Raw genomic sequence first — 21,064 nt, 5'->3', positions numbered from 1 at the left:
GTAATCGGGGGCCAAATCCAGCCAAATTCGATTGGCGCGCATTCGTGCGCACGCCGTGGGCGGTGCTGGCCGTATGGCTGGCCTATGCCATTGTAAGACTGGCGCTCCAGCCGCTGCTTGGCTGGGATCCTGAAGGGCCGGACGACTGGACCCGCCTGCTGGAAGTGCGCGCCTGGCTGGAAGGGCAGCATTTCTGGGACGTCACCCAGTACCGCATGAACCCGTCCGAGGGCTTCTCCATGCACTGGTCGCGGCTGGTGGACATTCCGCTGGCCGCATTGATGCTGGTCTTCGGCGACACCGTCGCTCTGGCGCTGGTGCCGCTGTTGTGGCTGCTGCCTGCGCTCTTCGCGCTGCGTTCCATCATGCTGCGCCTGGAATTCTCCGACCTCGCCTTCCTCTTCGGCCTGGTCATCCTGCCGCTGTTCCCGCTGCTGCCCGGCAATTTCGCGCCGATGCGGATCGACCACCATGCGCCGCAGGCGGTGCTGGCGCTGGTCTGTGCCGCGTTGCTGCTGAAGGATACGCGCTGGGCTGCCACGGCCTGCGGCCTGTGCGCGGCGGCATGGGTGGTGATCTCGCTGGAAGGGCTGCCGCTGGTGGCCGTGCTCGCCGGTCTCTACGGCCTGCGCTACTGGTTCGGCGAGCGGATGCTGCTGCCGTGGTTCCTCACCGCGCTGGCGGTGGGCGCTGCCGCGCTCAACCATGCGACGCGCGGACCGCTGGGCATGGAATACTGCGACGTGCTGCTGCCCGCGCATATCCTCGTGTTCGGCGCCGCCGCGCTGATGGCCATTATCGTTCCCTGGCTGCCGTGGCAGCAACAGGTGGAAGGCCGCATCGGCGTGCTGATCGTGATGGGTGTCGCCGCGCTGGAGCTGGCCGCCAACCTGCTTGGCCCTTGCGCGACCAACCCGATGGCGGAGCTCGATCCGCTGCTGCAGACCTACTGGCACGGTTACATCACCGAAGGCCTGCCGATCTGGAAGCAGCCGGTGTCGGTGGCGCTGATGCTGCTCTGGACCGTGGGCATCATCGTGTTCGGCTGGTGGCGCGCGCATTGCTGCGGGCTGTTCCACCAGGGCCGCGCGCTGCCTTGCACACTGCTGTTCCTCTTCGCCTTGGCGGCTGGCGGATATTCGCTGCTGGTGATGCGCGCAGGACTCGTCGCGCAATTGCTGGCGATCCCCTTCGCCGCGATCCTGCTGGCGGACTTCCTGCCCAGGGCGCGGGCCATCGGGTCGGCGCTCCCGCGCATCGCGGCGACGCTGGGCGTGCTCGGCCTCGCCACCCCGATGTTCGCCAGCGCGCTGGCCAAGCCGCTTGACCGGCATTTCCCGATGGCGACCATGCAGCCGGGGACGCTGGCCATGATCGAGCGCGGGACATGCGAATACGCCCGGCTGGCGGCGCTGGAGCCGGGGCTGGTGCTCGCGCCGCTCGATGCCGGGCCGGAAATCCTCGGGCGCACCGGCAACACCATCGTCGCGGCCAGCTATCACCGCAACCAGGGGCCGATGCGCGACGTGCTCGCCGCGCTGACCGGGTCGGTTGAAGAGGCGCGCGCCATCGTGCAGCGTTACGACGCCGACTATGTGGCGCTGTGCGGGGCGGAGGCCGACGTCGCGCTCTATCGCACGGCGGCGCCGGACAATTTCGCCAATATGCTGATCGCGGGCGACTTGCCCGACTGGTTGGAGCGCGACGAGGAAGCCGGCAGCGGTTCGCTGTGGGTCTACCGCGTGGTCGACTAGGCCGGGCGGAAATCCAGCGCCACGCCGTTGATGCAGTGGCGGTGCCCGGTCGGCTGCGGACCATCGTTAAACCGGTGACCGAGGTGCCCGCCGCAATCGGCGCAATGCTCTTCGGTGCGCGGATAGCCCAGCAGGTAATCGGTCGAATAGCCGACCGCGCCATCGTCGATCGGGCGCCAGAAGCTGGGCCAGCCGGTGCCGCTGTCGTACTTGTGCGCACTGGAGAACAGGCGGTTGCCGCAACCCACGCAGTGATAGGTGCCGCGGCGGCTCTCGTCGTTCAGCGGTGAGGTATAGGCCCGTTCGGTGCCTGCCTGGCGCAGGATGCGGAACTGCTGCGCGGTCAGGCGGCGGCGCCACTCGGCCTCGGAATAGGACACCGGGTAGCTTTGCGCGCGCGCCTCGCTGCCGCAGGCCGCCAGCACGGGCAGGGATGCCCCGGCACCAAGCCAGGCAAGGGCGGTTCGGCGATCTGTCGCGGTTTTCGTCATGACACGTCTTCTATGTAGCAGAGGTGGAACTGTTCCTGAACATTCACACCTGAGCTTCGGAAGCGCGTCGACGCAAGCTGAACCAAATACGGTGCTTCTTCACGCCTTGCGGTCCCGACTTCATCACCCGCTTGCGGAACAGCGATGCGCCCGCACGGATGAACACCGCCACGCACAGGGCCTGCCACGCCAGGGCGACGAGATGCGGCCACAGGGCCTCGTCCATCGTTGCGCGCGCCACCATGGCGAAGGGAGAGCTGAGGGGGAATGCCATGGACGTGTATTCGAGCCATCCCCCCCGATCGGTTACAGCCAGGCTGGCGAAGAAGAACACCAGGATCTGGAACATGGTGGCGGGCATCGACAGCGTCTGCACCTCGCGCACCGTCGTTGCCAGCGAGCCGACGGCGAGGAAGATCGAGCCGAGCAGCAGGTAGCCCATGCCGAAATAGGCGGCGAACAGCAGGAAGAACATCGGCCAGCCGACGCCCGGATTGGCATAGTCGGACAGCGATACGCCGCCCGCGCTCAGCACCGCGAAACCGGTGCTGCCCCACACCGCGATGCCGACGACGGAGATGCCGAGCATGGCGAACAGCTTGCCCAGGAACACCGCGTCCATCGGGATGGCGGCGGCGAGAATCTCGATGATCTTGTTGCCCTTCTCCTCCACCAGGTTGGACAGCACCATGCTGGCCAGCAGCATGATCAGCAGGAACAGCAGCAATTGCCCGCCCTGCGCCGTGCGCAAGCGGCCGGAATTCTGCGACGCGCCGCTGGTCTGCACGGCCACGGTGGAGACCGGCGGATAGCTTTGCGCGCCGGGACTGGCGGCTTCGCCCGCCACCAGTGCGACAATGCCCCGCCAGCGCGAAAGGCGCGACTGCGTGCCGGTGAGCTGCGGATTTCCCGGCGTGCCGGTGACGATGGCGGCCAGGCTGCCTTGCTGGCTCTCGAGCACGGCGGCAGCATCGAATTCCTCGCCCGGTTCGAGCCGTTCCAGCGCTACCATGTCGGGCACGGCTGGCCCGACCAGCCCGGCTACGCGGTCGCGCGCGGCGAGCATGGCGTCGACATGCTCGGCCTCCATCGCAACGCCGACATCGGCGGCCGATGCCTCGGACTGGACCTGCGCGCCGACACCGCCCGCCAGCGCCATGACGGCGACCGGGAACAGCGGCCCAAGCAGGAAGAAGATGAAGGCGCGGCTGAACAGGATGGCCGTGAAATCGCGCCGGGCGATCACGAATGCCGCGCGCCAGATGGAGAGGCGTCCGCCCTTGAGATTGGCGCTGTCTGACACGCTCATGCTGCGTCTCCCGATTCCTGTGTCACCATGTCGCGCGCGGCCGCCTCGCCGGCGATGGCGACGAAGGCATCGTGCAGGCCCGCCCGCTCGATGGAGAGCGACAGAATTCCCGCCTCGCCTTCGATCAGCGCCTTCAGCAGCGGCTCGACGCCGGTTTCGGGCAGGGCGAAATTCCAGAAGTCGCCCACGCGCCGGGTCTTCTCCGGCAGGGCGGCGCGCCACGGCCCGTCAGGGTTGCGCGTTTCCAGCCGCACCTGTGCGGGGATGCGGTCGCGCGCTTCGTCGACGCGTCCGGCGAAGGGTACCTTGCCGCCGGCGATGATGGCGATGCCTTCGCACAGTCGCTCCGCATGGGCGATGACGTGGGTAGAGAAGATCACCGTGGTGCCCTTGTCGGCCAGTCCGCGGATCAGCTGTTCCAGCTTGCCCTGGTTAATCGCGTCGAGCCCGCTGAAGGGCTCGTCGAACACCACCAGCTTCGGATCGTGCACCAGCGTGCCGAGCAGCTGCACGGTCTGCGCCATGCCCTTGGACAACTGGCGGATCTGCCGGTCGATGGCGTGCGAGAGGCCGTGTTCTTCCAGCAATTCCTTGCCGCGCTGGCGCCCCTGTTCCAGCGGCACGCCGCGCAATGCGCCCATGAAGGCAATTGCCTCGTAGGCCTTCATCGCCGGGTAGAGGCCGCGCTCCTCGGGCAGGTAGCCGATGCGGCGGGCGACATCCTGCGGGTCTTCCGCCCCCAGCACGCGGCGATAGCCTTCGTCGGGATCGATGATGCCCAGCAGCATGCGCAGGGTCGTGGTCTTGCCCGCGCCGTTGGGGCCGAGGATGCCGTAGATCGCGCCTTCGGGCACCGATATGTCCACCCCGTCGACAGCCAGCGTGCCGTCGAAACGCTTGACCAGCCCGCGGGCCTCGATTGCCAGGTCGCGCGATGCGTCCACACCCGGTTTGAATTCACCTGTCGCCATGTACATGCGCTATCCGCTAACCCCGAGGAATGAACGCAAGCATCCCGGTTTATGGTTAACACGCAAGACACCTTTTCGCTTGAGGATGCGCTGAAGGCCAAGGCGCGCGAACTGGGCTTTGCCGCGGTGGGAATCACGGCGGCGGAGGATGACCCGCTGCGCGCCGAACGCCTGCATGATTGGCTGGATGAAGGCTTCCACGGCTCGATGGGCTGGATGGACGACCGCGCCGAGGTGCGGCAAGGCCCGCAAAGCATGTGGCCGGCAGCGAAGAGCGTGATCGCACTGGGCATGAGCTACGCCCCCGACATCGATCCGCTGGCAGAGCGCGAGGCGACGATCTCGGTCTATGCGCAGGGGCGCGACTATCACGACGTGGTGAAGAAGGCGCTGAAGGCGCTGGCGCGCTGGCTGGTGGAGCAGCGCCCCGGAACCGAGCTGAAGGTCTTCGTCGATACCGCCCCGGTGATGGAAAAGCCGCTGGGCCAGGCGGCGGGGATCGGCTGGCAAGGCAAGCACACCAACCTCGTCAGCCGCGAGCATGGCAACTGGCTGTTCCTGGGGGCGATCTACACCACGCTCCAGCTGTCGCCTGACGCGCCCCACGAGGATCGCTGCGGTTCGTGCAGGGCCTGCCAGGATGCCTGCCCGACCGATGCCTTTCCCGCGCCCTACCGGCTGGATGCCCGCCGCTGCATTTCCTACCTGACGATCGAACACCACGGCCCGATCCCGGAGGAATTTCGCGAGGCGATTGGCAGTCGCATCTATGGCTGCGACGATTGCCTGGCCGTTTGCCCGTGGAACAAGTTCGCCGACACCGCCGCGCGGCACGCCAGGCTCGCCCCGCGCGAGGAGCTGGTCGATCCGCCGCTGGCCGAGCTGCTGGCGCTGGATGATGCGGCCTTCCGGGCGAAGTTCTCGGGCTCGCCGATCAAGCGGGTTGGCCGCAACCGGTTCGTGCGCAATTGCCTGATCGCTGCCGGGAATAGTGGTAACCTCGCGCTGCGCGAACAGGTCGAGGCGCTGACCGCAGACCCGGACCCGGTCGTGGCCGAAGCCGCCGACTGGGCGCTGACCAGGCTTACAGCATCTCCTTGAGCGGAGTCTCGGTGTCGGCCAGCAGTTCCGGTTCGATCTCGGCCCGGGCTTCCACCAGCTTGCGACCCTGCACGTAGTCCTTGGTCTTGTTCACGGCGTCGACCGCGATCACCCGGCCATCCTTCAGGTAGATCACCGAGAAACTGCGCTCCGCCGGGTCGCCGCGCAGCACGGTGGCGTCATGCCCCATGCTGAGGCCGGCGGTCTGCAGCTTGATGTCGTACTGGTTGGACCAGAACCACGGCAACGCGTCGTAGGGCTGCGGATCGCCGCAGATCGCCCTGGCGACGGTGGTGGCCATGTCGTGCGCGTTCTGCACGCTCTCGAGGCGGATCACCGCTCCGTCGGCATAGGGATTGGCGTGTGCGGCGCAGTCGCCGATGGCGTAGACCTTCTCCAGGCTGGTGTGACAGGTGTAGGACACGTCGACACCGTTCGCCCCGGCGGCCCCGGCCGCGATCAGCGGGCCGACCGAGGGGACGATACCGATCCCGGCGACGACGGCGTCGCAGGCAATCGTCTCGCCATTATCCAGCACCACGCCGGTCACGCGATCCTGACCTTCCAGTCGTTCGACCTTGGCGGAGAGGCGGATGTCCACACCCTGGCGGCGGTGTTCGTCGGCAAAGAAGGTGGAAAGGTCCTCGCCCGCGACGCGCGGGAGCAGCCGGTCCATCGCCTCGATCACGGTGACTTCGCAGCCCAGCTTGCGCAGCACGGCCGCTGCTTCCAGGCCGATATAGCCACCGCCGACCACGACGAAGCGCTTCGCGCCGCCTTCCAGGTCCGCCATCAGCGCATCGACGTCGCGCTTGTCGCGTACGGCATGGACTCCGTCGAGGTGCGAGCCGGGACAGTCGAGCCGCCGCGCGTCGCCGCCCGCCGCCCAGATCAGCCGTCCGTATCCCACGCGCTCACCCGAGGCGAGGTGCACCTCGCGCGCTTCGGCATCGACCCTGGTGACCGATTGCCCGAGGCTGAGGCCGACCTGCTTGTCGGCCCAGAACTGTTCCGGCCGGATCATGATCCGCTCGAACGGCTTGTCGCCGGCAAGGTATTCCTTCGACAGCGGCGGACGCTCGTAGGGCGGCTGCGAATCCCTCCCGATCATCTGGATCGAGCCTTCGAACCCGCATTGGCGCAAGGCGATGGCCGCTTGTGCCCCGCCGTGGCCGGTCCCCACGATTACGACGTCAAACGCTGTCATGGCGTCGTCGGTGCGACAGAACCGCCCCCCGCGTCAAGTTGCGGAAAGCCGAACCGTGCCGCTAGGCCTGCAACAGGTTGCGCGCCTGGCTGGCAATCTGCGCCAGCATGGCCGGGGCCACCGGAGTGGCCGCCTGGGCGCGCGAGACCATGCGCCGGAACTGCGTGATCGCTGCCGTGTTGGCTTCCGCCCACTCTGCGATCAGGCTCGACGGGTCCTTCGCCGCCTTGTCCTTCGAGCGCGCGCGGCCGCGCAGGAATTCGAAGCGCATCGCCTGGAAATCGCGCGCGAGGCCGGCCACCAGCAGCCGTTCCCACGGATCGGCCGGCGACATGACTGCGGCGCGCGACTGCGCCCAGTCGATGCCGAGCATGGCGCCGAGTTCGATGAAGGCATTGGCTAGCTCCACCGGCTTGATCCCGGTCTCGCTGGACAGCCGGGCAAGGCCGATGACGCCATCGATGGCGAACAGCCGGGCGACGCTTTCGGCCAGCTTGGCCGGTGCACCCTGCTCGACCATGTTGGCGGCGATGCCCTCGACATGGGCGCGCGCCTCGTCGCCCAGCAAGGTGTCGACATTGTCGACCAGCTCGGCGACCATCGGGGCGATTTCCTCGCGCAGGTCGGATGGCGAATGATGGTGCCCGCCCGCGCGCAGCAGGTCGGCGATGTGACCACGCAGGGCCAGTGCCGCCTCGTCGAACAGCATCAGGCGCGCGGTTTCCGGCATGTCCGCCGTGTCCAGCGCGTCCCAGATGTCGGCCATGCCCAGCAGGGAACTGGCTGCGACGAAGCCGCCGCCGATGGCATCCAGTCCGGCGCCTTCTTCCTCGGCCAGTTCGAACGGGTGCAACATGCCCATGCGGTTGACGATGGTGTTGGCCACCACCGTGCCGACGATCTCGTTGCGCAGGCGGTGATCCAGCACGTGCTTGCGGAAGCTTTCCTGCATCTGCGGCGGGAAGTCGCCCAGCACCAGCGGATCGGCATCGTCGTCGCCCGCCAGTGCGCTGTCTTCCACCGCATCCTGCAGCACCAGCTTGGAATGCGACAGCAGCACGGCCAGTTCGGGACGGGTCAGCCCCTTGCCATCGGCAGAGCGGCGCTTGAGGTCCTCGGCATCGCCAAGGCCCTCGTTCTGCCGGTCGAGCCCGCCCAGTTCCTCCAGCGTCTCGATCAGCCGGGCCTGGGCACCCAGCGCACGGCTGCCGCCCTGTTCGGCAATCGACAGCGCCAGCGCCTGCAGGCGGTTGTCCTCCAGCACCAGTTCGGCGACCTCGTCGGTCATGTCCTTCAGCAGGGCATTGCGACGATCTTCGGACAGGCGGCCGGAAGTGCGCGCGGCAGCGAGGGCGATCTTGATGTTCACCTCGTTGTCCGAGCAGTCGACGCCGGCGGAATTGTCGATGAAGTCGGTGTTGATGCGCCCGCCCTTCAGGGCGAACTCGATGCGGCCGGCCTGGGTGATGCCCAGGTTCGCGCCTTCGCCGATCACCTTGGCGCGCAGGTCTTCCGCATTCACGCGCAGGCTGTCGTTCGCCGGGTCACCCACCTCGGCATGGCTCTCGTCGGAGCTCTTCACATAGGTGCCGATGCCGCCGAACCAGATCAGGTCCACCGGGCTCTTGAGCACCAGCGAGATCAGGCTGTCGGGATCGATGCCGCCGTCCTTCAGGTCCGCCTCGGTCATGCCCAGCGCGGCCATGGCGGCCTTCGACAGCTCGATACGCTTGGTGGTGCGCGGGAACACGCCGCCGCCCTTGCTGATCACCTTGGTGTCGTAGTCGGCCCAGCTGGAGCGGGGCAGGTCGAACAGCCGCTTGCGTTCCTTCCAGCTGGTGGCCGGATCGGGATCGGGATCGATGAAGATGTGACGGTGGTCGAAGGCGGCGACCAGCTTGATCGCCTTCGACAGCAGCATGCCGTTGCCGAACACGTCGCCCGACATGTCGCCGCAGCCCGCGACGCGCACGGGCTCCTGCTGCACGTCGACGCCCATTTCGAGGAAGTGCCGCTGCACCGAAATCCACGCGCCCTTGGCGGTGATGCCCATGGCCTTGTGGTCATAGCCGTTGGAGCCGCCGCTGGCGAAGGCGTCGCCGAGCCAGAAATCACGCTCGATGGCGATGGCGTTGGCGGTGTCGGAGAAGGTGGCCGTGCCCTTGTCGGCGGCGACCACGAAATAGGGGTCCTCGCCGTCGTGGATCACCACGCTGTCCGGATGGACGACCTTGTCGCCCCGGTAGTTGTCGGTGATCGACAGCAGCGTGCGGATGAACAGCTTGTAGCTTTCCTTGCCCTCGGTGAACCAGGCGTCGCGGTCGATCGCCGGGTTGGGCAGGCGCTTGGGATAGAAGCCGCCTTTCGCGCCGGTCGGCACGATCACGGCGTTCTTCACCTTCTGCGCCTTCATCAGGCCGAGGATTTCGGTGCGGAAGTCGTCGCGCCGGTCGGACCAGCGCAGGCCGCCGCGGGCGACGGGGCCGGCGCGCAGGTGGATGCCTTCCACCCGGCGCGAATAGACGAAGATCTCGCGCCACGGCACGGGCTTGGGCAGGCCGGGCACGAGGCTGGAATCGAGCTTGAACGCCAGCGCATCGGCCGCCGCCGGGGCGAAGGCATTGGTGCGCAGCACGGCGCGCATGGTCGACCAGTAGAGCCGCAGGATGCGGTCGTCGTTGATCGCGCTGACTTCGCCCAGCCCCGCCTTGATGGCTTCGTTGACCTCCTGCACGGCCTTGGTGCGGTCACCCTTGAAGGCGGGATCGTGCAGCGTGGCGAACAGGTCGATCAGGCCGCGCGTCACCTTCGGCGCGCCGGCCAGGGCATCCACCACCGTGTAGATGGTGAAGGCGATGTTGGACTGCCGCAGGTAGCGGTAGAAGGCGCGCAGCCAGTCGGCTTCCTTGGCGATCAGGCCGGACTTGATCACCAGCCGGTTGAAGACGTCGTCCTCGGCCAGCTCGTTGAGCACGCAGGAAACCGCGTCCTCGATGTCGCCGGCACGGTCGAGCAGTTCCTGCTGCGAGACCTCGGCGGGCAGGCGCAGGGTGAAATCGTGGATGGTGCCGGCATCCTCGCCCTCAAGCCGGGTGGGGATTTCGGACATCACGCGGAAGCCGAAGTGCTCCAGCGCGGGCACGGCATCGGACAGCGGCAGCGCGCCGTGGTGCTGGTACACCTTCAGGCGCAGCTGGTCGGCCTCGTCAGCCTCGACGCGGTAGAGGCGCACGTCGCGGTTAAGCCCTTCGGACTCGGCGCGGGCGGCCATATTGCGCAAGCGACCGATGTCGGTAGCGGCTTCCTCCGGCCCGTAGGTGGTGCGGTAGAAGGCGGGGAAGCTGCCGGCATAGCGGGTGGCGAGCGCGGCGGCCCGGCTCGGCTCCTCGCTGCGGGCGAGGGCGTCTTCCACGGCATCGTTCCAGCCGCGCAGCATAGTGGTGAGCGAGGCGTCGACCGCTTCGTTATCCGGCGTGCCGCCCTTGCCGCGGAAGTCCATGACATAGCGCAACAGGGCGAGGTTGCCGCCCTCGACCATCAGGCTCCAGTCGAGCGTGCGCGCGCCGGTATGGCTCTCCAGCATCTCCTGCACCTGCAGACGCACGGCGGTGGAGAGCATGTCGCGCGGCAGCCAGATGAAGGCGAAGACGTGGCGGCCCAGCGGCGCGGTCACCAGCGTGGCGCGCGGGCGCGGACGGTCGGCAAGGCCCATCATCGCCGTGGCGACGCGGGTGATGTCATCATCGCCGAAGCTGATGATCAGGTCATGCGGCAGGGCGGTGAAGGCATGGACCAGCGTCTTGTAGTCGTGTCCGCCGGGAGCGAAATCGAGCCGGTCCATGATGGTCTTCAGCTGCTGGCGCAGCACCGGCACCGATTCCGGCGCGGCGACCAGCGCGGCGCTGGTCCAGACGCCGGCATGGAGCGAGAGCGCTTCGACGCGGCCCTTTTCCACCAGCGGCACGATGAACAGGTCCAGCGGCACGTGGCGGTGCACCTTGGACAGGCGGTTGGCCTTGATGATCAGCGGCGCGCGGCCGGGCGCACCGTTCTCGCCGTCGAACCAGGCGAAGGCCTTGGCAAAGGCGTCCTCGGCCAGCAGGTCGGGCGTGGAGCGGCGGCAAATGCCGAAGGCATCGGTCTGCTTGCCGTCACGCGTGCGGGTGACATGGCCGAGCTGGGTCAGCATGCCGCCGGCCAGCCAGCGCAGCAGCGCGGCACCTTCGGCATCGGGCAGGCGATCGGCATCTGCTTCCATGGCGCTGCGCATCAGCGGCCAGTCGGCCACCGCGGCGCGCACGTCGAGCACGGCGGCCAGCAGGTCCGCCTCGAGCGCGCGGCGCTCCTTGGCGTCGATCCGCGCAGTCTCGATATAGACCCAGCTTTCCTTCTTCTCGCCCGTGCCTTCGCCCTTGGGCACGTCGGCCAGCGCCCCGTCCTTGCGGCGGACCGGCAGCACGGGGTGCACCAGCACGTCGATGGCGAGTCCCCGCGCGGCCATGGCGGCGGCGATGGAATCGACCAGGAAGGGCATGTCCTTGTTGATGATGGCGATGCGCATGAAACGGCGGCCATCGGCGTCGGAGCGGACGAGAATCGAAGGCTTGCCGTCCTCGCGGTGGCGGGCGGCCTCGATCAGGAAGCCGGTGGCCTGGTCCAGCCGCTCACCCGACAGCGGGGTTTCACCGGGCAGCAGCGAATCGCTGATCCGGTCCCGCAGGACTTCGGCGAAGCCCTGTTCCGGCTTGGTGAGGTCTGCGAATGCTTTGGACGATGCGCTCTTCTTGGCGCCCTGCTTGGCCATGCCTGCCTGTCTCCTCCTAGAGAGCGGGATCCTCCTGCGATCCCACAACTCCCGACTCCAGCGGTTACGCCTTACCGGAAGTTCCCGCGCGCCTCTATCGGCTCAGACAGCAAGTCGCCAGAAAAATGTTACTACTGAAACTAGTTTCCGAGAGCTTCCATCGTCAGCCGCAGCGACTCTTCCCGCGCGGCCGGATCGAATGTCGCTCCGGAGACGATGATCTCGTCAGCCTGCGTGCGCTCGATGAAGCGGCCGATTGCCTCGCGCACGGTGGCGGGAGAGCCGACGGCACGGGCGACATCGAGGCTTTCGAGCATGGCCTGCGCGGTGGCGGGCAGGCTGTCGCGATAGCCGGGCAGGGGCGGGGGCAGCTTGCCCGGATCGCCGCTGCGCAGGCGGACGAAGGCCTGGTCCTGGCTGCTCGCGAGCGTCTCCGCCTCGGCATCGGTCTCGGCGGCCAGCACGCTCATCGCGGCCATCACGCGCGGCTGTTCCAGCTGCGTTGAGGGGCGGAAATTCTCGCGATAGGTGCGCAGCGCCTCGTCGAGGTGGCGCGGGGCGAAGTGGCTGGCGAAGGCGTAGGGCAGGCCAAGTTGCGCCGCCAGCTGCGCGCCGAACAGGCTGGAGCCGAGCATCCACATCTCCACCTTGGCGCCGAATCCGGGCGTGGCCTTGATCGGCAGTTCCAGGTCGCCGGTGAACAGCGCGCGGAGCTCGACCACGTCCTGCGGGAAATACTCCGACGCGCGGGCGAGGTCCTTGCGCAGCGCCTGCCCGATGATCGGGGCGGAGCCGGGCGCGCGGCCCAGCCCGAGGTCCACGCGGCCGGGAAACAGCGCGTCGAGCGCGCCGAACTGCTCGGCGATCACGAAGGGGTTGTGGTTGGGCAGCATGATCCCGCCAGCCCCCACGCGGATGGTGCTGGTGACATGGCCGATATGCGAGATGACGACCGAGGTCGCACCAGCCGCGATGCCGTCGCTGGCATGGTGCTCGGCCACCCAGAAGCGCTTGTAGCCAGCCTGTTCGGCCACCTGCGCTAGGTCGCCCGCTTGCCGGATGGCGGCGGAAACGTCGCTGCCCTCGCGCACCGGCACGAGGTCGAGAACGGCAAAATCGGTCATGAAAGTTCCGCGATAGTGTCGAGCAGGGCTTCGATATCGTGCTCCCGCGAGAGGCGGTGGTCGCCGCCGTCGATCAGCATCACCTCGACATCTTCGCTCGCCAGCGCCTCGGCCAGCTTGAACGAGGTGTCCGGAGGGACGTCGGCATCCTCCTCCCCGTGCAGCAGCCGCACGGGGCAAGTGAGCGCGATCGTGCTGCCCAGAAGCTTGTTGTTTTCCGCGTCGTGCCAGAACTTCGCGTGGGTCGGCATGGGATCGTAGCCGTAGTCGCTGTCCTCGTAGATGGTCGTTCCGGCGCGCAACTGGGCCTTCTGCTCCTCGTCATAGCCCCAGTTGGAAAAGTCCGGCGCGGCGGCGATGCCGATCAGCGCCTGCAGCCGGTCACCCAGCGCCATGCCCACCAGCAGCATCAGCCAACCGCCCATCGAGGAGCCTACGAGCAGCAGCTTGTCGGCCATCACCTTGGCCTCGACCAGCGCCAGCACCTCGTCGCGCCATTGCGACAGCGTGCCGTCGGCGAAGTCGCCCGAGCTTTCGCCGCAGCCCGAATAGTCGAGTAGCAGGCACTCGCGCCCGTTCTGCGCGCACCAGTCGAAGATGGCGGTCGCCTTGCTGCCGGCCATGTCGGACATGTAGCCGGGCAGGAAGACTACGGCCGGGCCGGAGCCGGGTGTATGACGATAGGCGATCTGCTGGCCGCCGAAGGCGAAGGTCTGGGTCATCATGCGCCAACATGGCAATGGCGCGCGCCCACGCCAAGAGGCGTTTCCGCCTCAGGGGTGACAAGCGCGTGCCCGCGCCCTATGGGGCTTGGCCATGGCCAACCGTGTGACCACCACCACGACTACTACCACCTCGGGCGACCGGGGGCGGGTGGTCGTGGGCTGACACACGAGCATCGCCACCCGGTTTCGGGTGGCGCGGCGTTCCACCTGAAATTGGCGACACATGCAACGCCGCTCTTCAAGCGCGCGCCGTGCTGTGCCATGGCGCGCACACGCGATGGAATGATGGTGCAATGACGGAACTACTGAAGATCAGCCTGCCCGACGGTTCGGTGCGCGAGATGGAGCCCGGCTCCACCCCGGCGGATGTCGCCGCCGCGATCGGCCCCGGCCTCGCCAAGGCGGCGCTGGCCGCGAAGGTGGACGGCGAAGTGCGCGACCTCAACCGCCCCTTCGATGGCGATGCGGAGCTGGCGCTGATCACCAGCCGCGACGAGGACGACGCGCTGGAACTGGTCCGCCACGACTATGCCCACGTGCTGGCCGAGGCGGTGCAGTCGCTCTGGCCCGGCACGCAGATCACCTTCGGCCCGGCGACGGACGACGGCTTCTATTACGACGTCAAGGCGCCCGACAGCCGCCCGCCCTTTTCGATGGACGACCTGCCGCAGATCGAAGAGCGGATGCGCGAGATCATCAAGGCCGACAAGCCGTTGGTACGCGAGGTCTGGAGCCGCAAACAGCTGATCGCGAAGTGGGAAAAGGAAGGCGAGACCTTCAAGGCCGAATGGGCCAAGGAACTGCCCGAGGACGAGGAACTGACCGTCTACTGGTCGGGCGAGCCCAATTCCGACGGCGCCTGGCTCGACATGTGCCGCGGCCCGCACCTGGCCAGCACCGGCAAGCTCGATCCACAGGCGTTCAAGCTGATGCGTGTCGCCGGGGCCTATTGGCGCGGCGACCAGCGCAATGCGCAACTCACCCGCATCTACGGCACCGGCTGGCTCAACAAGAAGCAGCTCAACGCCCACCTCACCCGGCTGGAAGAGGCTGCCAAGCGCGACCACCGCAAGCTGGGCCGCGAGATGGACCTGTTCCACCTGCAGGAAGAGGCGCACGGCAGCGTCTTCTGGCATCCCAACGGCTATAAGATCTGGCGCGAGCTGGAGGCCTACATGCGCCGCCAGATGGACGGCGCGGGCTACCAGGAAATCAAGACGCCGCAGGTGATGGACGCCCGCCAGTGGGAACAGTCCGGCCACTGGGGCAAGTATCGCGAGAACATGTTCGTCATCCCCGACGAGGTGCCCAACACCGAGGATGAAGGCGAGATCGTCTCCGGCGATGCCGACTGGATGGCGCTGAAGCCGATGAATTGCCCGGCGCACGTGCTGGTCTTCAAGCAGGGCATCACTTCCTATCGCGACCTGCCGATCCGGCTGGGCGAAATGGGCTGCTGCCATCGCAACGAGCCGCATGGCGCGCTGCACGGCCTGATGCGCGTGCGCCAGTTCACGCAGGACGACGCGCACATCTTCTGCACCGAGGACCAGGTGGTCAGCGAAGTGCGCGCCTTCATCGAGCTGGCCGACCGCGTCTACAAGCACTTCGGCTTCACCTATGCGATCAAGCTGGCGCTGCGTCCCGAGCAGCGGTTCGGCTCCGATGCCGACTGGGACAAGGCCGAGCAGGAACTGCGCGACGCCGTGGCCGAAGCCGGCATGGCCAACGACGACTACGGCTGGGAAGAACTGCCGGGCGAGGGCGCCTTCTACGCGCCCAAGCTGGAATGGCACCTCACCGATGCCATCGGCCGGACTTGGCAGGTGGGCACGATCCAGGGCGACCGCGTGCTGCCCGAACGTCTCGATGCGACCTATGTCGGCGAGGATGGCGAGAAGCACCGCCCGGTCATGCTGCACCGTGCGATCTTCGGCTCCTACGAGCGTTTCATCGGCATCCTGATCGAGCACTTCGCCGGTCGCCTGCCGGTGTGGCTCGCCCCGGTGCAGGCGGTGGTCGCGACCATCGTTTCCGACGCCGACGACTATGCCAGGCAGGCCGTTGCCAAGCTGGAAGCCGCGGGCATCCGGGTCGAGGCGGACCTGCGCAACGAGAAGATCAACTACAAGGTGCGCGAACACTCGCTGGCGAAGGTTCCGCACCTGCTGGTGGTCGGCAATCGCGAGGCCGAGGAAGGCACGGTCGCGATGCGCACGCTGGGCGAGAAGGAGCAGCAGTTCCTTTCGCTGGACGAGGCCATCGCCAAGCTGCGCGCCGAAGCGACCCCGCCGGACCTGCGCGGATAAGCCTTGGAACTGCTCGCCGGTTTTACTGCGGTCCAGATCGCCATCGCCGTGGCGGCGACACTTGGCGCGGCCTTCATCCGTGGGCTGACGGGGTTCGGCTTCGGCATCATCCTGGTGCCGATCCTGGCCCTGGCGCTAACGCCGGTGCAGGCCGTGCTGGCGATCAACATCATGGCCGGGCTGCTCGCCTTCAGCGAGATCCGGCTGATCGTGAAGAATGCCGAGAAGAGCGCGATCACCATCAGCGTGCTGGTGCTGCTGGCGACGGCACCGGGGCTGATGCTGCTCGATGCCACGCCGCCCGCGCTGGCGCGGCTGCTGATTGCGCTGGTGGCACTGTCCGCCTTCTTCGCCGTCCTGCTGCCGCGCCGCGCGGCCGACCAGCCCGGCGCGCTGACCACGGGCCTGACCGGCCTGTCGGCAGGTATCCTCACCGGCTTTGCCGCCATGCCGGGGCCGCCGGTGGTGCCCTATTACGTCGGCCGCGACATTCCGCGGGTGACGGCCAAGGCCTCGATGGTGGCGGTGTTCGGCGTCGCCGCCTTCGCCGGCGTCAGTTCGGGCGCCGCGATCGGCGTGCTGGAGACGCGCGTGGTCGTGCTCGGCCTGGCGCTGTTCCCGGTGGTGCTGTTCGGCAACTGGGTCGGCTCGCTCGCCTTCGGCAAGGTCAGCGACAAGCTATGGCGCACTTTCGTCGGCGTGGTGCTGGGTGCCGCCGCCGTGGCCGCGCTGGTTAAGCTGGTCTGACGCCGTGTTCGGGTTCGAGCCGCAAGCCGTGATCGTCGCTGCACTGGCCGCCGTGGCCGCCGGCTTCGTGCGCGGGCTGGCGGGTTTCGGGCTGTCGGTGGTGCTGGTGCCGGTGCTGCAGCTGGCGATTTCCCCCAGTGCGGCCGTGCTGATCGGCCTCATCTCGCTGTTCCTGATCGGGCTGACGGACCTTGGCCGCGTGCGCCGCGATGCCGATCGTTCGGCCATCCCCATAGCCGTGCTGGCCATCGCCTGCATGCCGCTGGGCCTGTGGGCGCTGACCGCCTTGCCGACCGGCTGGGCGCGCATGCTGATCGCGCTAGTTTCGCTGGGAGCCTTCGTGCTGGTGGTGGTGCCGCTGGGCAAGCTGGTCATGCCGCGCCATCCGGCCATGGCGCTGTCGGGGTTCTTCACCGGCTTCTTCGGCGGCTTCGCCGGCATGCCGGGTCCGGGCATGGCCCCCTTCTACCTGCGCGGTCGGCTGGAGCCGAAAGTGGCGCGCGCGTCGATGATGGCGATCTTCCTGGTGGTGACGCCGCTCACGGCAGCGGTCTTCGTCTGGCTGGACGTGGGCGGCCTGCCCGAAGTCGAGCTGGCGCTGGCGCTGTTTCCGGCGGTGCTGCTGGGCGACTGGTTCGGCCACCGCGCCTTCGGTCGCGTGACGCCGCGACAATGGCAGGTCGCCACCGCCCTGGTGCTGGGCGGTGCCGCTGTCGGAGCCTTGTGGAAGCTGGTCGTCTAGAGCGGGAAGGACTGCCCGGCGGCAATCAGTGCAACGGCGCAGGCGCTGGTGATCGCGATACGCAGGATCTCCTGCGAATCTCGGGCTACCCGGCGGATAACAAAGGCGCGCGCACGTTTCATGGCCACCAGGCTAGGCCCCAAACGTTAGCAAACTGTTTAGATTTCAGGTCGCGGCCAGCGCCCTCACCTCGGCCAGCACGCGCTCTGCCCATTCGGGACGGCAGATCAGCAGGTCCGGCAGGTAGGTATCGCGCTGGTTGTAGACCAGCGCCGAACCGTCGATGCGGCTGATGTGCAGCCCGTGCGCCTTGGCCACGGCCGCAGGTGCGCAGCTGTCCCATTCGTACTGCCCGCCCGAGTGCAGGTAGATTTCCGCTTCCCCGCGCACCACGGCCATGGCCTTGGCCCCGGCGCTGCCCATTCCCACCAGCTCCCCGCCGATGGCTTCGGCAACGGCCACGGCTTCGGCCGCCGGGCGCGTGCGGCTGACGACGAGGCGCGGCTTGTCGGCAGCGGCGGGCAGCGGCCCCGGCTGGTCGGTGCGCAGCACCATCCCACCGTCGAGCCCCGGCAAGGCGACGGCGCCGGTCACCGGTTCGCCATCCACGGCCAGGCCGACGTGCACCGCCCAGTCCGAACGCGCCTCGCCATACTCGCGCGTGCCATCGACCGGGTCGACGATCCACACCCGCGACTTGGACAGGCGCTCCTCGGTGTCCTTGCTTTCCTCCGACAGCAGGCCGTCGTCGGGGCGCTGCTGGCGCAGGGCATGGACGAGGAACTGGTTGGCGGTCTCGTCGCCCGCCTTGCCCAGCGCCTTGCCTTCGAACATGCCGCTGGCGCGCACTTCCAGCAGGATGCGCCCGGCACATTCGGCGAGGTGCGCGGCGAGGGCGGCGTCATCCATGTCAGGCATCGCCCAGCAACTTGTCGACAATCAGGTCCGCCGCCTCCTCGGGCGTCATCGCCGTGGTGTCGATGCGGATCTCGGGCGATTCAGGCTCCTCGTAGGGGCTGTCGATGCCGGTGAAGTTCTTCAGCTGGCCAGAGCGCGCCTTGGCATAGAGCCCCTTCACGTCGCGCGCTTCGGCGACTTCCAGCGGCGTATCCACATGCACCTCGATGAACTCGCCCTCGGGCAGCATGTCGCGCACCATCTGCCGTTCGGCGCGGAACGGGCTGATGAAGGCGGTGATCACGATCAGGCCGGCGTCGGCCATCAGCTTGGCCACTTCGCCCACGCGGCGGATGTTCTCGATGCGGTCCTGCTCGGTAAAGCCGAGGTCCTTGTTGAGGCCGTGGCGGACATTGTCGCCATCGAGCAGGAAGGTGTGCCGGTTCATCCGGAACAGCTTCTTTTCGACCATGTTGGCGATGGTCGACTTGCCGCTGCCCGAAAGGCCGGTGAACCACAGCACGGCGGGCTTCTGGTTCTTGATGCCGGCGTGCTGTTCGCGGGTGATGTCGACCGACTGCCAGTGCACGTTCTGCGCGCGGCGCAGGCTGAAGTTGATCATGCCGGCGCCGACCGTCGCGTTGGTTAGCTTGTCGATCAGCACGAAGCCGCCCAGCTGGCGACTGTCGCCATAGCTCTCGAAGGTGATCGGCTTGTCGGTGGTGACCTCGGCCACGCCGATGGCGTTGAGACCCAGCGTCTTCGCCGCCAGGTGCTCGAGGCTGTTGACGTCGATCTCGTACTTGGGCTGCGCGATCGTCGCGGAGACGGTCTGTGTCGCCAGCTTCAGCCAGTAGCCGCGACCGGGGATCAGGGCATCCTCGCTCATCCACACGATGTTGGCTTCGAACTGGTCGGCGCTTTCGGGCGGGTCGTCGGCCGCTGCCAGCACGCTGCCGCGCGAGACGTCGATCTCGTCCGCCAGCGTGATCGTCACCGACTGGCCGGAGACGGCCTCGTCGAGGTCGCCGCCCATGGTGACGATGCGCTCCACCGTGCTGGTCTTGCCCGAGGGTACGACGCGGATGGTATCGCCCGGCTTCACCGTGCCGCTGGCGATCAGGCCGGAGAACCCGCGGAAGTCGAGGTTGGGGCGATTCACCCACTGCACCGGCATGCGGAAGCTGTCCGACTGCGCGGCGAAATTGGCGATCTCCACCGTCTCCAGGTGGTCGATCAGCGAGGGGCCGGCGTACCACTTGGTATTGTCAGACGGCGCGTGCGTGATGTTGTCGCCCTTGAAGCCGGAAATCGGGATGGGCGTGAACTCGGTAATGCCGATCTCGCTGGCGAAGCTGCGATAGTCGGCAACGATGTGTTCGAAAGTCGACTGGTCGTAGTCGACCAGGTCCATCTTGTTCACTGCCAGCACCAGGTGCTTGATGCCGAGGAGGTGCGCGATGAAGCTGTGCCGCTTGGTCTGCGTCAGCACGCCCTTGCGCGCATCGACCAGGATCACCGCGAGGTCTGCGGTGGAGGCACCGGTGACCATGTTGCGGGTGTACTGCTCATGCCCCGGCGTATCGGCGACGATGAACTTGCGTTTCTCGGTGGCGAAGAAGCGATAGGCGACATCGATGGTGATGCCCTGCTCGCGCTCTGCCGCCAGGCCGTCCACCAGCAGGGCAAAGTCGATTTCCTGCCCCTGGGTGCCGACCTTCTTGCTGTCGGCCTCCAGCGCGGCGAGCTGGTCTTCGAAGATCATCTTCGAATCGTAGAGCAGGCGGCCGATCAGCGTGGACTTGCCATCGTCGACGCTACCGCAGGTGATGAACCGCAGCAGACCCTTGGTCTGGTGCAGCTCGAGGTATTTCTCGATGTCCTCGGCAATCAGGGCATCGACCTTGTAGGAGGGTTCGCTGGCGGGATTGTCGGCCATCAGAAATAGCCCTCCTGCTTCTTCTTCTCCATGCCGGCACCGCCTTCGTCCTGGTCGATCACGCGGCCCTGGCGTTCGCTGGTGGTGGTGAGCAGCATTTCCTGCACCACCTCGGCCAGCGTTTCCGCCTCGCTCTCCACCGCGCCGGTCAGCGGGAAGCAGCCGAGCGTGCGGAAGCGCACCTTGCGCATGGTGATCTCGGGCTGGCGGCCCATCACCTTTTCCAGCCGCTCCAGGTCGTCGGCCATGAACAGGCCGCCTTCGTATTCGTAGGTCGGGCGGAGGGCGGCGTAGTAGAGCGGCACGATCTCGATGTTCTCGGCCATGATGTATTGCCAGATGTCGAGCTCGGTCCAGTTGGATAGCGGGAAGACGCGAATGCTTTCGCCCTTGGCCTTCTTGGTGTTGTAGACGTTCCAGAGTTCCGGGCGCTGGTTCTTCGGGTCCCACCCGTGGCTGGCGGTGCGGAAGGAGAAGATGCGCTCCTTCGCGCGGCTCTTTTCCTCGTCGCGGCGGGCGCCGCCGAAGGCCGCGTCGAAGCCGTGCATGGTCAGCGCCTGTTTCAGCCCTTCGGTCTTCCACATGTCGGTATGCAGCGGCCCGTGGTCGAAGGGGTTGATGCCCTTTTCCGCGGCTTCGGGATTGCGGTGGACGATCAGGTCCATGCCGGCATCCTGCGCGCTCTTTTCACGCAGGGCATACATGTCCTGGAACTTCCAGGTGGTGTCGACATGCATCAGCGGGAAGGGCGGCGGCGAAGGATAGAAGGCCTTCTTGGCCAGGTGCAGCATGACCGCGCTATCCTTGCCGATGGAATAGAGCATGACCGGCTTGGTCGCCTCCGCGGCGACTTCGCGAATGATGTGGATGCTCTCGGCTTCGAGACGTTCAAGATGCGTCAGGCGTTTCATACCAGCGCGACTAGCCCTCCGTTAGCCATCCGG

At 67.3% G+C, this 21,064-nt stretch carries 15 protein-coding genes and 1 pseudogene; 5 read left to right on the top strand and 11 right to left on the bottom strand.

Features of this window, described 5'->3' with window-relative positions; all coding sequences use genetic code 11:
- The first annotated feature begins 44 nt into the window (after positions 1–44).
- On the top strand, positions 45–1,754 hold the full coding sequence (locus OZN62_RS08990) for a hypothetical protein (RefSeq protein WP_269099272.1): 1,710 nt from the start codon (positions 45–47) through the stop codon (positions 1,752–1,754).
- On the opposite strand, the gene msrB is transcribed toward OZN62_RS08990, so the two are convergent.
- From msrB to OZN62_RS08975, 3 genes are read right to left on the bottom strand one after another with little or no spacing between them, the layout of a single operon-like run.
- Positions 1,751–2,245 (bottom strand): peptide-methionine (R)-S-oxide reductase MsrB, encoded by a 495-nt coding sequence (msrB, locus tag OZN62_RS08985; RefSeq protein ID WP_269099271.1) that lies wholly within the window; start codon positions 2,243–2,245, stop codon positions 1,751–1,753. The genes OZN62_RS08990 and msrB overlap by 4 nt on opposite strands.
- A 43-nt stretch (positions 2,246–2,288) precedes the next feature.
- Entirely contained in the window at positions 2,289–3,554 is a 1,266-nt protein-coding gene (locus tag OZN62_RS08980) for an ABC transporter permease (protein ID WP_269099270.1), read from the bottom strand.
- A complete protein-coding gene (locus tag OZN62_RS08975; RefSeq protein ID WP_269099268.1) occupies positions 3,551–4,525 on the bottom strand; it encodes an ABC transporter ATP-binding protein in 975 nt (324 codons plus the stop codon). The genes OZN62_RS08980 and OZN62_RS08975 overlap by 4 nt, the downstream gene beginning before the upstream one ends.
- A 51-nt stretch (positions 4,526–4,576) precedes the next feature.
- Between OZN62_RS08975 and queG the strand changes: the two genes are divergently transcribed.
- Positions 4,577–5,626 (top strand): tRNA epoxyqueuosine(34) reductase QueG, encoded by a 1,050-nt coding sequence (gene queG / locus OZN62_RS08970; protein ID WP_269099267.1) that lies wholly within the window; start codon positions 4,577–4,579, stop codon positions 5,624–5,626.
- Here queG and OZN62_RS08965 read toward each other — a convergent pair.
- The 4 genes from OZN62_RS08965 to OZN62_RS08950 all read right to left on the bottom strand — a co-directional run bounded on the left by OZN62_RS08965 (position 5,610) and on the right by OZN62_RS08950 (position 13,486).
- Positions 5,610–6,833, bottom strand: coding sequence for an NAD(P)/FAD-dependent oxidoreductase (locus OZN62_RS08965; protein WP_269099266.1), 1,224 nt, complete (start codon positions 6,831–6,833; stop codon positions 5,610–5,612). The genes queG and OZN62_RS08965 overlap by 17 nt on opposite strands.
- Positions 6,834–6,894: 61 nt before the next feature.
- Positions 6,895–11,637, bottom strand: coding sequence for an NAD-glutamate dehydrogenase (locus OZN62_RS08960; RefSeq protein WP_269099265.1), 4,743 nt, complete (start codon positions 11,635–11,637; stop codon positions 6,895–6,897).
- A gap of 140 nt (positions 11,638–11,777) precedes the next feature.
- Positions 11,778–12,761: an LLM class flavin-dependent oxidoreductase gene (locus OZN62_RS08955; RefSeq protein ID WP_269099264.1), complete on the bottom strand. Its 984-nt coding sequence runs from the start codon at positions 12,759–12,761 to the stop codon at positions 11,778–11,780.
- On the bottom strand, positions 12,758–13,486 hold the full coding sequence (locus OZN62_RS08950) for an alpha/beta hydrolase (RefSeq protein WP_269099263.1): 729 nt from the start codon (positions 13,484–13,486) through the stop codon (positions 12,758–12,760). Before OZN62_RS08950 ends, OZN62_RS08955 begins: the two co-directional genes overlap by 4 nt.
- 293 nt (positions 13,487–13,779) lie before the next feature.
- Here OZN62_RS08950 and thrS point away from each other — a divergent pair, with 293 nt between their 5' ends.
- Genes thrS through OZN62_RS08935 form a run of 3 tightly spaced genes read left to right on the top strand, consistent with a single transcriptional unit; the run spans position 13,780 to position 17,284 of the window.
- Positions 13,780–15,795: a threonine--tRNA ligase gene (gene thrS, locus OZN62_RS08945; RefSeq protein WP_269099261.1), complete on the top strand. Its 2,016-nt coding sequence runs from the start codon at positions 13,780–13,782 to the stop codon at positions 15,793–15,795.
- A 3-nt stretch (positions 15,796–15,798) separates the two neighbouring features.
- On the top strand, positions 15,799–16,542 hold the full coding sequence (locus tag OZN62_RS08940) for a sulfite exporter TauE/SafE family protein (protein WP_269099260.1): 744 nt from the start codon (positions 15,799–15,801) through the stop codon (positions 16,540–16,542).
- On the top strand, positions 16,505–17,284 hold the full coding sequence (locus OZN62_RS08935) for a sulfite exporter TauE/SafE family protein (RefSeq protein ID WP_269099259.1): 780 nt from the start codon (positions 16,505–16,507) through the stop codon (positions 17,282–17,284). Before OZN62_RS08940 ends, OZN62_RS08935 begins: the two co-directional genes overlap by 38 nt.
- On the opposite strand, the gene OZN62_RS08930 is transcribed toward OZN62_RS08935, so the two are convergent.
- The 4 genes and pseudogenes from OZN62_RS08930 to cysD all read right to left on the bottom strand — a co-directional run.
- A complete protein-coding gene (locus OZN62_RS08930; RefSeq protein WP_269099258.1) occupies positions 17,281–17,406 on the bottom strand; it encodes a hypothetical protein in 126 nt (41 codons plus the stop codon). The genes OZN62_RS08935 and OZN62_RS08930 overlap by 4 nt on opposite strands.
- A 43-nt stretch (positions 17,407–17,449) precedes the next feature.
- Entirely contained in the window at positions 17,450–18,193 is a 744-nt protein-coding gene (locus OZN62_RS08925; protein WP_269099257.1) for a 3'(2'),5'-bisphosphate nucleotidase CysQ, read from the bottom strand.
- Position 18,194: 1 nt separating this feature from the next.
- The gene (cysN, locus tag OZN62_RS08920) at positions 18,195–20,120 is read right to left on the bottom strand and encodes a sulfate adenylyltransferase subunit CysN (protein WP_269099256.1); all 1,926 of its coding nucleotides are present in this window, start codon (positions 20,118–20,120) and stop codon (positions 18,195–18,197) included.
- Positions 20,120–21,034 (bottom strand): annotated as a pseudogene (gene cysD, locus OZN62_RS08915) (sulfate adenylyltransferase subunit CysD); the annotation flags it as partial. The pseudogene cysD and the gene cysN, both read right to left, overlap by 1 nt.
- Positions 21,035–21,064: the final 30 nt, after the last annotated feature.

The organism is Aurantiacibacter sp. MUD11 (assembly GCF_026967575.1).
Classification (GTDB): domain Bacteria; phylum Pseudomonadota; class Alphaproteobacteria; order Sphingomonadales; family Sphingomonadaceae; genus Alteraurantiacibacter.
Note: the sequence above shows the minus strand (reverse complement) of the source record. Positions and strands in the feature narration are given on the sequence as shown.

Bases quoted from the DNA above. Each gene is read 5' to 3' on its own strand.
- OZN62_RS08950 (WP_269099263.1), bottom strand. From the start codon at position 13,486: ATGATGACCCAGACCTTCGCCTTCGGCGGCCAGCAGATCGCCTATCGT.
- OZN62_RS08975 (WP_269099268.1), bottom strand. From the start codon at position 4,525: ATGGCGACAGGTGAATTCAAACCGGGTGTGGACGCATCGCGCGACCTG.
- thrS (WP_269099261.1), top strand. From the start codon at position 13,780: ATGACGGAACTACTGAAGATCAGCCTGCCCGACGGTTCGGTGCGCGAG.
- OZN62_RS08965 (WP_269099266.1), bottom strand. From the start codon at position 6,833: ATGACAGCGTTTGACGTCGTAATCGTGGGGACCGGCCACGGCGGGGCA.
- OZN62_RS08960 (WP_269099265.1), bottom strand. From the start codon at position 11,637: ATGGCCAAGCAGGGCGCCAAGAAGAGCGCATCGTCCAAAGCATTCGCA.
- OZN62_RS08930 (WP_269099258.1), bottom strand. From the start codon at position 17,406: ATGAAACGTGCGCGCGCCTTTGTTATCCGCCGGGTAGCCCGAGATTCG.
- msrB (WP_269099271.1), bottom strand. From the start codon at position 2,245: ATGACGAAAACCGCGACAGATCGCCGAACCGCCCTTGCCTGGCTTGGT.
- OZN62_RS08925 (WP_269099257.1), bottom strand. From the start codon at position 18,193: ATGGATGACGCCGCCCTCGCCGCGCACCTCGCCGAATGTGCCGGGCGC.
- OZN62_RS08980 (WP_269099270.1), bottom strand. From the start codon at position 3,554: ATGAGCGTGTCAGACAGCGCCAATCTCAAGGGCGGACGCCTCTCCATC.
- OZN62_RS08955 (WP_269099264.1), bottom strand. From the start codon at position 12,761: ATGACCGATTTTGCCGTTCTCGACCTCGTGCCGGTGCGCGAGGGCAGC.
- cysN (WP_269099256.1), bottom strand. From the start codon at position 20,120: ATGGCCGACAATCCCGCCAGCGAACCCTCCTACAAGGTCGATGCCCTG.
- queG (WP_269099267.1), top strand. From the start codon at position 4,577: ATGGTTAACACGCAAGACACCTTTTCGCTTGAGGATGCGCTGAAGGCC.